Annotated in this window: 10 protein-coding genes and 1 pseudogene; 8 read left to right on the top strand and 3 right to left on the bottom strand. The window is 75.2% G+C overall.

The window, feature by feature from the left end:
* Nucleotides 1-80 precede the first annotated feature (80 nt).
* Both BLT72_RS11725 and glgX read right to left on the bottom strand, forming a co-directional pair.
* Complete coding sequence (locus BLT72_RS11725) at nucleotides 81-1,034, bottom strand: alpha/beta hydrolase (protein ID WP_091413061.1); 954 nt, start codon at nucleotides 1,032-1,034, stop codon at nucleotides 81-83.
* Between the two features lie 10 nt (nucleotides 1,035-1,044).
* Complete coding sequence (glgX, locus tag BLT72_RS11720; RefSeq protein WP_091413060.1) at nucleotides 1,045-3,153, bottom strand: glycogen debranching protein GlgX; 2,109 nt, start codon at nucleotides 3,151-3,153, stop codon at nucleotides 1,045-1,047.
* A 173-nt stretch (nucleotides 3,154-3,326) separates the two neighbouring features.
* Between glgX and BLT72_RS11715 the strand changes: the two genes are divergently transcribed.
* Nucleotides 3,327-4,124 carry an enoyl-CoA hydratase/isomerase family protein gene (locus BLT72_RS11715; RefSeq protein ID WP_091413059.1) on the top strand — a complete coding sequence of 266 codons (798 nt, stop codon included), beginning with the start codon at nucleotides 3,327-3,329 and terminating at the stop codon, nucleotides 4,122-4,124.
* Nucleotides 4,125-4,134: 10 nt separating this feature from the next.
* Here the strand turns inward: BLT72_RS11715 and BLT72_RS11710 are convergent, their stop codons facing one another.
* Entirely contained in the window at nucleotides 4,135-4,710 is a 576-nt protein-coding gene (locus BLT72_RS11710; RefSeq protein ID WP_091413058.1) for a putative antibiotic biosynthesis monooxygenase, read from the bottom strand.
* A gap of 147 nt (nucleotides 4,711-4,857) precedes the next feature.
* Here BLT72_RS11710 and BLT72_RS11705 point away from each other — a divergent pair, with 147 nt between their 5' ends.
* From BLT72_RS11705 to ligA, 7 genes and pseudogenes are all read left to right on the top strand, one after another.
* Nucleotides 4,858-5,640, top strand: a complete 783-nt coding sequence (locus BLT72_RS11705; RefSeq protein ID WP_091413057.1) for an electron transfer flavoprotein subunit beta/FixA family protein — start codon at nucleotides 4,858-4,860, stop codon at nucleotides 5,638-5,640.
* Between the two features lie 63 nt (nucleotides 5,641-5,703).
* The gene (locus BLT72_RS11700) at nucleotides 5,704-6,651 is read left to right on the top strand and encodes an electron transfer flavoprotein subunit alpha/FixB family protein (RefSeq protein ID WP_091413056.1); all 948 of its coding nucleotides are present in this window, start codon (nucleotides 5,704-5,706) and stop codon (nucleotides 6,649-6,651) included.
* Nucleotides 6,652-6,696: 45 nt separating this feature from the next.
* Nucleotides 6,697-7,860, top strand: a complete 1,164-nt coding sequence (locus BLT72_RS11695; RefSeq protein ID WP_091413055.1) for a cysteine desulfurase family protein — start codon at nucleotides 6,697-6,699, stop codon at nucleotides 7,858-7,860.
* A gap of 131 nt (nucleotides 7,861-7,991) precedes the next feature.
* Nucleotides 7,992-9,065: a tRNA 2-thiouridine(34) synthase MnmA gene (mnmA, locus tag BLT72_RS11690; protein WP_172826061.1), complete on the top strand. Its 1,074-nt coding sequence runs from the start codon at nucleotides 7,992-7,994 to the stop codon at nucleotides 9,063-9,065.
* Nucleotides 9,062-10,069: a uroporphyrinogen decarboxylase/cobalamine-independent methonine synthase family protein gene (locus tag BLT72_RS11685; protein WP_091413054.1), complete on the top strand. Its 1,008-nt coding sequence runs from the start codon at nucleotides 9,062-9,064 to the stop codon at nucleotides 10,067-10,069. Before mnmA ends, BLT72_RS11685 begins: the two co-directional genes overlap by 4 nt.
* A gap of 52 nt (nucleotides 10,070-10,121) precedes the next feature.
* Nucleotides 10,122-10,517 carry a hypothetical protein gene (locus BLT72_RS11680; RefSeq protein WP_091413053.1) on the top strand — a complete coding sequence of 132 codons (396 nt, stop codon included), beginning with the start codon at nucleotides 10,122-10,124 and terminating at the stop codon, nucleotides 10,515-10,517.
* A gap of 100 nt (nucleotides 10,518-10,617) precedes the next feature.
* Nucleotides 10,618-12,693 (top strand): annotated as a pseudogene (ligA, locus tag BLT72_RS11675) (NAD-dependent DNA ligase LigA); the annotation flags it as partial.
* Nucleotides 12,694-12,749 lie beyond the last annotated feature (56 nt).

Below are 12,749 nucleotides of genomic sequence, written 5' to 3'. Positions count from 1 at the left end.
GCCCCGTCGGGGGCTGGACGAACCCGTCCGGGTGCCGCGGGCCACACGCTAACCCGTGGCACCGACAGCGCGGCGGAGGGTCAGCGGGACAGCTCGGCGACGACCTCGTCGAGGGCGCCGCGGGCGGCCGGCTCGAACAGCGGGATGGAGGCGAAGCCGTGGATCGCCTCCGGGTAGAGCACCCGCCGGACCTCGACGCCGTCCGCCTCCAGGGCGTCGGCGTAGCGCAGCGCGTCGTCGCGCAGCGGGTCCTGGCCGGCGGCCACCACCAGCGTGCGGGGCAGGTCGGACTTGTCGGGCGCGTGCAGCGGGCTGACCCACGGGTCGGCCGGGTCGAGGCTGTCCGGGCGGCCCTGCGGCACGTAGCGGGCGCCGAACCAGTCCAGGGAGCGGCGCTGCAGCATCGGGGCGTCCGGCAGCTCCTCGATCGAGGGCGACGCCAGCGTCAGGTCCGTGATCGGGTAGAGCAGCAGCTGGGCGACCAGGGCGGGCCAGGACGCGTCCTGCCGGTGCCGGTCGCGCGCCGCGAGGGCCACCAGCGCGGCCAGGTTGCCGCCGGCGCTCTCGCCCATCACCGCGACCCGCAGGGGATCGCAGCCCAGCCGGTCCGCGTGCTCGACCAGCCAGCGGGTGGTCAGCCAGCAGTCGCTGAACGGCCCGGGCGCGGGGTGCTCGGGCGCCAGCCGGTAGTCGACCGAGGCGACCGTCACGGGCAGCCGGCCGGCCAGGTTGCCGCACAGCCAGTCGCTCGCCGTCAGGTTGCCGTAGACGAAGCCGCCGCCGTGGAAGTTGACGACCAGCGGCGTCGGCCCCTCGACGCCGTGCCGCCGGTACAGCCGCACCCGGAGCCGCGCGCCCTCGACGGGGACCGACAGGTCGTCGATCGCGACGTCGCGGCCGACCGGTCCCAGCACCACCCGGGCCAGGGGCCGGGGCAGCTCCCGCCGCACGCCGCTGAGGTAGGCCGCCGTCGGCGGGTCGGGCTTGGGCAGCCGGCGCAGCGCGCCGACCAGCACCCGGGTGCGCAGGTTCACCGGTCCGGGCTCAGTCGACCTGCAGCACGACCACGGTGCGGCCCGGCAGGTCCAGGTGCGACCCGGCGGGCAGCTTGTCGCCCGGCAGCTCGTGCTCGGCGGCCGAGGTGGCGACGACGGTGTAGGTGTGCGCCCACGGCCCCTCGGGCAGGGCTACCCGGACGGGGTCCGCGCCGGCGTGCAGCCAGACCAGGAAGGCGGCGTCCTGCTCGCGGTCCGGGGCGTCCTCGGCCAGGTAGATGCCCAGGGTGCGGCGGGTGCCGTCGTGCCAGTCGTCGGCCGTCATCTCGTGCGGGGCCCCGCCGAACCAGGCCAGGTTCTTGCGGCCCGTCGGCGCCCCGGTGGGGTCGAGCAGCGGCTCGCCGTGCCGGTAGGCGGTGCGGCGGAACACGGGGTGCTCGGCGCGCAGCTGCAGCAGCTGCCGGGTGAGGTCGGTGAGGTCGCCCCAGTCCTGGGCGGTGTCCCAGTGCAGCCAGGAGATGGGGGAGTCCTGGCAGTAGGCGTTGTTGTTGCCCTGCTGGGTCCGGCCCAGCTCGTCGCCGGCGGTGATCATCGGCACCCCGTTGGAGAGCAGCAGGGTGGCCATCAGGTTCTGCGCCTGCCGGTGCCGCAGGGCGTTGACGTGCTCGCTGTCGGTCTCACCCTCGACGCCGCAGTTCCACGAGCGGTTGTCGTCGGTGCCGTCGCGGTTGGACTCGCCGTTCGCGCCGTTGTGCTTGACGTCGTAGGTGACGAGGTCGCGCAGGGTGAAGCCGTCGTGGGCGGTGACGAAGTTGATGCTCGCCTCGGGGGCGCGGTCGGCGAAGATGTCGGGCGAGCCCACCAGCCGCTGCGCCAGCTCGGCGACGCCGTGGGTGTTGCCCCGCCAGAAGTCGCGGACGTAGTTGCGGAAGCGGTCGTTCCACTCGCTCCAGCCCTCGCCGAACCCGCCGACCTGGTAGCCGTAGGGGCCCATGTCCCAGGGCTCGGCGATCAGCTTGACGCGGCTCAGCACCGGGTCGTCGCGGAGTGCCTGCTTGAACGGGTGCTGCTGGTCGACGTGGTGCTGCTCGTCCCGCACCAGGGTGGTGACCAGGTCGAAGCGGAAGCCGTCGACGCCCATCTCGGTCACCCAGTACCGCAGCGAGTCCAGCACCAGCCGCAGCACGCCCGGCTCGGAGGTGTCGACGGAGTTGCCGCAGCCGGTGACGTCGAAGTCGTTGCGCTGGTCGTCGGTCAGCCGGTAGTAGCCGAGGTGGTCGAGGCCGCGGAAGGCCAGCGTCGGGCCCTCGTGGCCGCCTTCCCCGGTGTGGTTGTAGACCACGTCGAGGATCACCTCGATGCCCGCCTCGTGCAGCGCGGACACCATCTCCTTGAACTCGCGCACCTGCTGACCGAGGGTGCCCACCGAGCCGAACGCCGCGTGCGGGGCGAAGTAGCCGAGGGTGTTGTAGCCCCAGTAGTTGGCGAGCCCGCGGCTGATCAGGAACGGCTCGGACACGAACTGGTGGACCGGCAGCAGCTCGACGGCGGTCACGCCGAGGTCGACGAGGTGCTGCACGACGGCGGGGTAGGCCAGGCCGGCGTAGCTGCCCCGCAGGTGCTCCGGCACGGCCGGGTGCAGCTGGGTGAAGCCCTTGACGTGCAGCTCGTAGATGACCGAGCGCTCCAGCGGCACCGGCTCCGCGACCGGGGTCGGCGGCGGGGTGTCGGCCACCACGACGCTCAGCGGCACCGAGGCGAACGAGTCGGTGGTGTCGGGGACGAAGTTCGAGCCCGGCAGGTGGTCCAGGATCGGTCCGGAGTAGTCGACGCCGCCGGTGACCGCCCGGGCGTAGGGGTCGAGCAGGAGCTTGGCGGGGTTGAAGCGGGCGCCCGACGCGGGGTCCCAGGGGCCGTGCACCCGGTAGCCGTACCGCTGCTCAGCGCCGACGCCGGGCACGTGGGCGCTCCAGACCCCGTCGGCGCCCAGCTGCAGGTCGACGTTGGTCTGCCGGCGGTCGTCGCCGACCAGGGCCAGCTCGACGCGGGTGGCCCGCGGCGCCCAGAGGCCGAAGGTGGTGCCGCCGTCGCGCACGTGGGCGCCGAGCAGGGAGGTGTCGGCGGGGACCGGCAGCGCGGCGGTGGTGGTGGTGGTCATGGCGGGCTCTCGGCTGGGAACGACAGTGGGTGCGGTGGTCCTGGGGAACGGTGACCGGCTCCTGACACCGTTGTCGGCGTGCGAGAAGAGTAGCGGGCGACCTAATCCGCGTCCATGGAACCACGCGACCGCCGCCGCGGCAGGCGATCGGACCACGGCGTTAGGGTCGCGGCATGAGCGACGTCACACCTGCCGCCGAGCACGTCCGCCTCGAGGTCGAGGGCGGCGTGGCCGTGCTCCGGCTGACGAGGGGCAAGCTGAACGCCCTGGACGCCGCCATGCAGCGACGGATCGGTGAGCTCGCGCAGGAGTGCGGCCGCCGCGACGACGTGGCCGCGGTCGTGATCACGGGGGGTGACCGGGTCTTCGCCGCGGGCGCTGACATCAAGGAGATGGCCGGGCTCACCCACGCCGCCATGGTCGCCCACTCCGGCGTCCTGCAGGGCGCGTTCACCGCGGTCGCGCGGATCCCGAAGCCGGTGGTCGCGGCGGTCAACGGCTACGCCCTCGGTGGTGGCTGCGAGCTCGCGCTGTGCGCCGACCTGCGGATCGCGGCCGACGACGCCACCTTCGGCCAGCCGGAGATCAAGCTGGGCGTCATCCCCGGCGCGGGCGGCACGCAGCGGCTGGCGCGGCTGGTCGGGCCCAGCCGGGCCAAGGAGCTGGTTTTCACCGGCCGCTTCGTCGGCGCCGCCGAGGCGCTCGCGATGGGCCTCGTGGACCAGGTGGTGCCGGCGGCCGACGTGCTGGCGACGGCGCTGGCCTGGGCGCGGCAGTTCGTCGGCGGGCCCGCGCTGGCCCTGCGGGCAGCCAAGGAGTGCGTCGACCGGGGCGGCGAGGTGGACCTCGACACCGGCCTGGAGATCGAGCGGGTGCAGTTCGCGGCGCTCTTCGCCACCGAGGACCGGGCGACCGGGATGCGCTCCTTCGTCGAGCAGGGTCCGGGCCAGGCCCGCTTCTCCGGCCGCTGAGGGTCGCCGGTCAGCGTCGCCGGGTGCCGAGCAGCCAGGGCTGCAGCCACCGGGTGACCAGGGGCAGCACGAGGTAGGTCATCACCGGGGTGATGAGCAGGGTGGTGACCAGGAGCCGGAGCGGCAGCCACAGGCTCAGCACGCCCGGCACCAGCAGGGTGATCAGGGCCGTCATCACCAGGTTGGTGGGGTAGAAGCCCAGCCAGATGCTCACCGCCTGCTTCCAGCGGGGCGGCCGCGCGGGCCCCTCACCGCCGTCGGCCAGCACCGTCGCGGCCGGTGCGTCGAACCAGCCCTCGATGCCGGTGCGCCGCTCGACCCGCGCCTCGCTGGCGAAGCCCCGGCCGCTCTCCAGCCACCAGCGGCGCTCGGCCGAGGTCTCCCACGCCCGCAGCGACGCGTCGTCGGCGAAGCGGTAGAGCATGTACCAGATGTCGGAGCCCGCCCCGGCGCGGACGAAGCCGGAGCCGAGGTAGCCCGGCCGGCGGGCGGCGAGGTCGGTGCCGGCCTGGGTCCAGATCGTCGCCTCCGTGATCCGGGACGGGTCGACGTGGCGTTCGATGGCGACGGTGATCGGCTGGCTCACGGACCCAGTCAACCCGGGCCGGGTTGCGTCGCCGTTACGGGCAGGACGGGCGGCGCGTGCGGGCCCGGTCCCGGTTACCGGTGAGTAATGTGGGGGCGTCCGGCCCCGGCGCAGGGTTCCTGCGCCCGTCTCGAAGCGGAGCAGCAGATGAAGATCGTCGTCCTGGTCAAGCACGTGCCCGACGCGACCGGGGAGCGGACCTTCGCCGGCGACGGGACCATCGACCGCGAGGCTGCGGACGGCCTGCTGTCCGAGCTGGACGAGTACGCCCTGGAGCAGGCGCTCCGGATCGCCGACGAGGCCGAGGACGTCGAGGTTGTCGCGCTGACCCTCGGCCCCGACGACGCCGCCGCCGCGATCAAGCGGGCGCTGCAGATGGGCGCCTCGGCCGGCATCCACGTCACCGACGACGCGGTGCACGGCACGGACTACCTCGGCACCAGCACCATCCTGGCCGCGGCGGTCCGCAGGGCCGCGCCGGACCTCGTGCTGTGCGGGATGGCCTCGACCGACGGCAGCGGCGGCGTGGTCCCGGCCATGGTCGCCGAGCGGCTCGGCTGGCCGGCCGTCACCTTCGGCGCGACCCTCGAGGTCACCGACGGCACCGTCCGGATCCGCCGCGACGACGACACGGCGAGCCTGACGGTCGAGGCCACCCTGCCCGCCGTCGTCAGCGTCACCGACCAGGCCGGCGAGGCCCGCTACCCGTCGATGAAGGGCATCCTCGCCGCGAAGAAGAAGCCCGTCGACACCTGGTCGCTGGCCGACCTGGGCGTCGACCCGGCCGGCGTCGGGCTGGCGGCCGCCTGGACGAAGGTCCTCGACACGACGCCCCGGCCGCCCCGGCAGGCCGGTCGCGTCGTCCCCGACGAGGACGGCGCCGGGGCGGCCGCGCTGGTCGAGTTCCTGGCCGCCGGCAAGTTCGTCTGAGGCCCGGCACCACCCTCCCCGCCCGCTCCCCGTCCCGCACCGCAGCACCCGAGAGGAACCCCGATGTCCCAGGTCCTTGTCGTCGCCGACGTCACCGACGGAGCCGTCGCCAAGCCCACGCTGGAGCTGCTCACCCTCGCCCGGCGGATCGGCGAGCCGGTCGCCGTGGTGCTGGGCGAGGGGGCCGAGGCCGCGGCGGCGCGGCTCGGCGAGTACGGCGCCGCCCGGGTGCTGTCGGTGACCGACCCGGCCCTCACCGCCTACCTCGTCGCCCCCAAGGCGGAGGCGCTGGCGCAGCTGGTGGCCGCCGAGAGCCCCGTCGCGGTGCTGGTCGGTTCCGGGGCCGAGGGCAAGGAGGTGGCGGCGCGGCTCGCGGTCAAGCTGGGCTCCGGGCTGATCACCGACGCCGTCGACGTGGCGGCCGACGCCTCCACCACCCAGGCCGTCTTCGCGGGCGCCTACACCGTGCACGCCGCCGTCACCCGGGGCGTCCCGGTGATCACCGTGAAGCCCAACGCCGTCGCGCCCGAGCCGGCCCCCGTCGCGCCCGTCGTGGAGCCGGTCACCGTGACCATCTCCGACGCGGCCAAGGGTGCGCGGATCGTCAGCGTCGAGCCGCGGGCCGCCAGCGGGCGCCCGGGCCTGACCGAGGCGGCCGTCGTCGTCTCCGGCGGCCGGGGGACCGGCGGGAACTTCGCCCCCGTCGAGCAGCTCGCCGACAGCCTGGGTGCGGCGGTCGGCGCCTCCCGGGCCGCCGTCGACTCCGGCTGGTACCCGCACGCCTACCAGGTGGGTCAGACGGGCAAGACCGTCTCGCCGCAGCTCTACATCGCGGCGGGCATCTCCGGGGCCATCCAGCACCGGGCCGGCATGCAGACCTCGAAGGCCGTCGTCGCGGTGAACAAGGACGCCGAGGCGCCGATCTTCGCCCTCGCGGACCTGGGGGTGGTGGGCGACCTGCACCAGGTGCTGCCCGCCGTCGCCGCCGCGGTGGCCGCCCGGAAGGGCTGAGCGGGCCCCGGGACTACGCTGCCCGGGACCGAGCGGGAGGACAGCATGAGCCGGATCTACCTGGACCACGCGGCCACGACGCCGATGGTGCCGGAGGCCGTGGCCGCGCTGACCGCCGAGCTGACGCGGGTGGGCAACGCCTCCGCGGCGCACGGCTCCGGTCGGGCCGCCCGACGCGTCGTCGAGGACGCCCGCGAGCTGCTGGCCGCCCGGGTCGGGGCCGACCCGGTCGAGGTCATCTTCACCTCCGGTGGCACCGAGAGCGACAACCTGGCCGTCAAGGGCGCCTGGTTCGCCCGCCGCGACCGGGGCCGGGACCGGGTGGTCACCTCCGCCGTCGAGCACCACGCCGTGCTGGACTCCGCCGCCTGGCTGGCCGCGGCCGAGGGCGCCACGGCGGTGCTGCTGCCGGTCGACGCGACGGGCCGGGTGAGCGAGGACGCGGTGGCCGCCGGCGTCGACGAGCGCACCGCCGTCGTGTCGGTGATGGCGGCCAACAACGAGGTCGGCACCCGCCAGCCCCTGGCCGCGGTCGCCCGGCGGGCCGCCGAGGTCGGTGCGGTCTCGCACAGCGACGCCGTGCAGGCCGTGGGGCACGTCGCGGTCGACTTCGCCGCCAGCGGGCTGGACCTGATGACGTTCACGGCGCACAAGCTGGGCGGACCCGTCGGCGTCGGCGCCCTGCTGGCGCGGCGGGGTGCGCCGCTGGCGGCCGTCCAGCACGGCGGCGGCCAGGAGCGCGACGTCCGCTCCGGGACGTTCGACGTCGCCGCCGTGGCCGCGTTCGCCGCCGCGGTCGACGTCGCCGTCGCCGACCTCGCGGCCGAGGAGGCCCGGCTGCGGGCGCTGCGGGCCGAGCTCGTCGCGGGCGTGCTGGCCGCCGTCCCGGGCGCGGTGCTGCGCGGCACCCTCGACCCGGAGCGGTCGCTGCCCGGGGTGACCAACCTCGCCTTCCCCGGCTCGGCGGCCGACGCCGTCCTCATGGTGCTGGACGCCGCCGGGTTCGACTGCTCGGCGGGTTCGGCCTGCTCCGCCGGGGTCACCCGACCCAGCCACGTCCTCACCGCGATGGGCCTCGACGACGACGCCGCCCGCTCCTCGGTCCGCTTCTCCCTCGGCCGCGGCAGCACGCGGGCCGACGTCACCGCCGTGCTCAGGGTGCTGCCCGAGGCCGTCGACCGGGCCCGCGCCGCGGCCGCGTTCGCCTGAGACCCGCACAGCGTGGGGACTTCGCCTGGCGAGTGCACCTCGCGAGGTCACGCACGCGCGGTGCAGCACGGGTCGGCGGACCTGGCAGACTGGACGCCGCCCGGGCCGTACCGGGCGGGGGAGGGGGCGGCATGAAGGTGCTGGCGGCCATGTCCGGCGGGGTCGACTCCGCCGTCGCCGCCGCGCGCGCCGTCGACGCCGGCCACGACGTCACCGGGGTGCACCTGGCGCTGTCCAAGAACCCGCAGTCGTTCCGCTCCGGCGCCCGCGGCTGCTGCTCCCGCGAGGACGCCCACGACGCCCGACGGGCCGCCGACCGGCTCGGCATCCCCTTCTACGTCTGGGACCTCTCCGACCGCTTCGCCGCGGACGTCGTCGACGACTTCGTCGCCGAGTACGCCGCGGGCCGGACGCCGAACCCCTGCCTGCGCTGCAACGAGAAGATCAAGTTCGCCGCCGTCCTGGACCGCGGCCTCGCCCTCGGCTTCGACGCGGTCTGCACCGGCCACTACGCCCGGCTGGCGGCCGGCCCCGACGGGCCCGAGCTGCACCGCGCGGTCGACGCGGCGAAGGACCAGTCCTACGTCCTCGGGGTGCTCAGCGCCGAGCAGATCGCGCGGTCGGTCTTCCCGCTCGGCGACACCCCCAAGCCCGAGGTGCGCCGGGAGGCCGAGCGCCGCGGGCTGTCCGTCGCGGCCAAGCCCGACAGCCACGACATCTGCTTCATCCCCGACGGCGACACCGCGGGCTTCCTCGACGCCCGGCTGGGCCGCCGCCCGGGCGCCGTGGTGGACGAGGACGGCACGCCGGTCGGGGACCACGACGGCACCCACCACTTCACCATCGGCCAGCGTCGCGGCCTCAGGCTGGGCGTGCCCGCGGCCGACGGCAAGCCGCGCTACGTCCTCGACCTCTCCCCGGTCACCGGCACGGTCACCGTCGGGTCGCAGGAGTCGCTGGGCGTCCGCCGCCTCGACGCCCGGCGGCCCAGCTGGGCGGGTCCGGCCCCGCTGGGTCCGTGGCGGGGGCACGTGCAGGTCCGGGCGCACGGTGCGGCGCTGCCCGCCTCCGCACTGCTGCAGGCCGACCGCGTCGAGGTCACCCTCGACCAGCCGGCCCCCGGGGTCGCGCCGGGCCAGGCCGTCGTCCTCTACGAGGGCACCCGCGTCGTCGGCGGCGCCACCATCGCCGGTACCGCGGCGTGAGCAGCCCGGCGGACGAGGTCACCCCCGTCCCGAGCACGGGCATCGGCTCGTGGCCCGGGACCGACGTCGCCGACGCGGTGAAGATCGCGTTCGCCGAGTGCCCCGACCTGCCCTACCTGCCCGAGCTGCCGGGCCGCGGCGCCCACGCCCAGCTGGTGGGTCGCAGCACCGCCCTGCTCTCCGGGCTGGCCGTCGACCTGCAGCCCGCCGGCTGGCGGCTGACCGACGCCTCGGGGCGCGACCACCGCGCCGCCCGGTCGGCGCTGCGGTCCGACCTCGACGTGCTCGAGGAGCAGGCCCAGGACTACGCCGGCCCCTACAAGCTCTCCGTCGCCGGGCCCTGGACGCTGGCCGCGATGATGGAGCGGCCGCGCGGCGACCGCGTGCTCGCCGACTCCGGTGCCCGGCGCGACCTCGCTCAGTCCCTCGCCGAGGGGCTGGCCGACCTGGTCGCCGAGCTCGCCCGCCGGCTGCCCGCGCTGGAGCTCCGGGTGCAGCTCGACGAGCCGATGCTGCCCGCCGTGATGACCGGCGGCGTCCCCACGGCCAGCGGGTTCTCCCGGCACCGCGTCGTCGACCTGCCCGAGCTCAGCGGAGCCGTCGAGCACGTCGTGGAGCGGCTGGCCGGCACCCCGGTCGTCGTGCACTGCTGCGCCGCCGGGCTGCCCGTCGACCTGCTGCGCGGGGCCGGGGTGGCCGGCGTGTCCCTCGACCTCGACCAGCTGGTCCGCGCCGACTGGGACGCCCTGGGCACGGGGATGGAGCTGGGCCTCGACCTCTGGCTCGGGGCGCTGCCCACCGACCGCGCACCGGGTGCCGACGAGGTGGCCCGCCGGGCGCTGGCCCCCCTCCGTGCCCTGGGCCTCGACCCCGGACTGCTGACCTCGCGGCTGGTGCTGACGCCGGCCTGCGGACTGGCCGGGGCCACCGTCGGCGAGGCCGTGACGGCGCTGCGCACCGTGCGCACCGCCGCCGGGATCGTCACCGAGCAGCTCGCCGACTGACGCGCGGCTCCGGCGCACCGTCCGGGCGGCGCGCCTGGGGCATGATGTGGCCGTGCAGACCAAGCAGCTCCGCATCCTGTCCACCATCCTGCTCGCCTTCGCCGTGGGCCAGGCGGGCCTCGGGTCGGGCTTCCTCGACGAGGGGTCGCGGGGGCTGCTGGTCGCCCACACCACGAACGCCTTCGCGGTGGTCGTGCTGTCCGTCCTCGCCGCCGTGTTCGGGCTGACGTCGCGGCGGGCCGGCGGGCCGGGCTGGATCTTCTTCCTGCCCGTCGCCCTGGTGATCGCCTCGGTGATCCAGCTCAGCCTCGGCTTCGCCGGCATCCGCGGCGGCCACGTCTTCTTCGGCGTGCTGTTCCTCTGCGGCGTCACCACCTACTGCTCCTACACCTGGCGGCTGCTGCCGGCGCCCGCGCGCCGCACCGGCACGGGGTCGACGGCCGCCTGAGGCCCGGTCCCCGCGGCGCCCCGGAACTGTGGGCGGCGGACGTTAAGGTCGGGACGTGGCCGACCCGACCGACCTCCCCGACCCCGCCGTCGCCCCTGCCGTGGCTGACCAGGACGCCCCCGACGACGAGGCGCGGCACCGCCACCGCGAGCTGAGCGAGGTCCTCGACGAGGCCCGCTGGCGCTACCACGTGCTGGACGCGCCGACCATCTCCGACGGCGAGTTCGACCGGCTGATGCGCGAGCTGAGCGCGATCGAGGACCGCTTCCCGGCCCTGCGGACGCCCGACTCGCCGACGCAGCAGGTGGGCGGCCCGCCCTCGACCACCTTCGCCCCCGTCGAGCACGTGCAGCGGCTGCTGAGCCTGGACAACGTCTTCAGCCGCGAGGAGCTGGAGCGCTGGGCGGGCCGACCCGTCCGCGAGCTGGGGGAGCAGCGGGTCGCGCAGTCGGGCTACCTGTGCGAGCTGAAGGTCGACGGGCTGGCCCTCGACCTCGTCTACGAGCGCGGCCGGCTGGTCCGCGCCGCCACCCGTGGTGACGGCCGGGTGGGGGAGGACGTGACGGCCAACGTCCGCACGATCGCCGTCATCCCGGGCGAGCTGCGCACGGACGAGCCGCCCGAGCTGCTCGAGGTGCGCGGTGAGGTCTACTTCGCCGTCGCGGAGTTCCAGGCGCTCAACGAGTCCCTCGTCGCCGAGGGCAAGGCGCCGTTCGCCAACCCGCGCAACGCCGCCGCCGGGTCGTTGCGGCAGAAGGACCCCCGGGTGACGGCCAGCCGGCGGCTCGGGTTCGTCAGCCACGGCATCGGCGCCTGGCAGGGCCACGAGCGCAGCCGGCTGTCCGAGGCCTACGAGACGCTCGAGGCGTGGGGCCTGCCCGTCAGCCCGCACCGCCGGCTCACCCCCACCCTCGACGACGTCTGGGCCTACATCGAGCACTTCGGCGAGCACCGGCACTCCGTGGAGCACGAGATCGACGGCGTGGTGGTCAAGCTCGACGAGCGCACCGTCCAGGACCAGCTCGGCTCGACGGCCAAGTCGCCGCGCTGGGCGATCGCCTTCAAGTTCCCGCCGGAGGAGGTCACCACCAAGCTGCTCTCGATCGACGTCAACGTCGGCCGGACCGGGCGGGTGACCCCGTTCGGGGTGATGGAACCGGTGCTGGTCTCGGGCTCGACGGTGGGCATGGCCACCCTGCACAACGCGTCGGAGCTGGAGCGCAAGGGCGTCCTCGTCGGCGACACGGTCGTGCTCCGCAAGGCCGGCGACGTCATCCCCGAGATCGTCGGGCCGGTGGTCGAGCTGCGCACGGGTGACGAGCGCCCGTTCGTGATGCCGACCCACTGCCCGGCCTGCGGGACCGAGCTGCGGCACGAGAAGGAGGGCGACGCCGACCTCCGCTGCCCCAACCACCGCTCCTGCCCGGCGCAGCTGCGGGAGCGGCTGTTCCACGTGGCCAGCCGGGGGGCGCTGGACATCGAGAACCTCGGTTACCAGTCCGCCACGGCGCTGCTGGAGAACGGCCTGCTGGCCGACGAGGGTGACCTGTTCGACCTCGACGAGGCCCGGCTGACCGGGGTGCCGTTCTTCACCACCACCGCCGGCCGGCTGACGGCCAACGGCGCCAAGCTGCTGACCAACCTGGAGGCGGCCAAGACCCGGCCGCTGTCGAAGTTCCTGGTGGCGCTGAGCATCCGGCACGTCGGCCCCTCGACGGCTCCGGACCTCGCCCGGGCCTTCGGCGACGTCGACGCCATCGCGGACGCCACGGCCGAGGAGCTGGCGGCCGTGGACGGGGTGGGCCCGACGATGGCCGCCACGATCGCCGAGTGGTTCGCCGTCGACTGGCACCGCGAGATCGTCACCAAGTGGCAGCGGTCCGGCTGCGTCCTGCGGGAGGAGCCGCAGGAGCAGCGCGAGCAGACCCTGGCCGGCATCTCCGTCGTCGTCACCGGTTCGCTGGACGGCTTCACCCGCGACACCGCGGCGGAGGCCATCACCTCCCGCGGCGGCAAGGTCGCCAGCTCGGTGTCCAAGAAGACGTCGTTCGCGGTGGTGGGGGAGTCGCCCGGCTCCAAGGCGGACAAGGCCGTCGAGCTCAAGGTGCCCGTGCTGGCCGGCGCAGAGGGCTTCCGCGTCCTGCTGGAGCAGGGGCCCGAGGCGGCCGCAGCGGTGGCCACCCGCGGGGACGGCACGGAGGAGGAGCCACCACCGGCGCCGACGGAGGCGGA

It is taken from the genome of Friedmanniella luteola (genome assembly GCF_900105065.1).
In the GTDB taxonomy this organism is placed as follows: domain Bacteria; phylum Actinomycetota; class Actinomycetes; order Propionibacteriales; family Propionibacteriaceae; genus Microlunatus; species Microlunatus luteolus.
This window is presented reverse-complemented; position numbering and strand designations above follow the sequence as displayed.

Coding starts and splice junctions, on each gene's coding strand:
- glgX (WP_091413060.1), bottom strand. CDS start 3,153: ATGACCACCACCACCACCGCCGCGCTGCCGGTCCCCGCCGACACCTCC.
- BLT72_RS11715 (WP_091413059.1), top strand. CDS start 3,327: ATGAGCGACGTCACACCTGCCGCCGAGCACGTCCGCCTCGAGGTCGAG.
- BLT72_RS11705 (WP_091413057.1), top strand. CDS start 4,858: ATGAAGATCGTCGTCCTGGTCAAGCACGTGCCCGACGCGACCGGGGAG.
- BLT72_RS11700 (WP_091413056.1), top strand. CDS start 5,704: ATGTCCCAGGTCCTTGTCGTCGCCGACGTCACCGACGGAGCCGTCGCC.
- BLT72_RS11695 (WP_091413055.1), top strand. CDS start 6,697: ATGAGCCGGATCTACCTGGACCACGCGGCCACGACGCCGATGGTGCCG.
- mnmA (WP_172826061.1), top strand. CDS start 7,992: ATGAAGGTGCTGGCGGCCATGTCCGGCGGGGTCGACTCCGCCGTCGCC.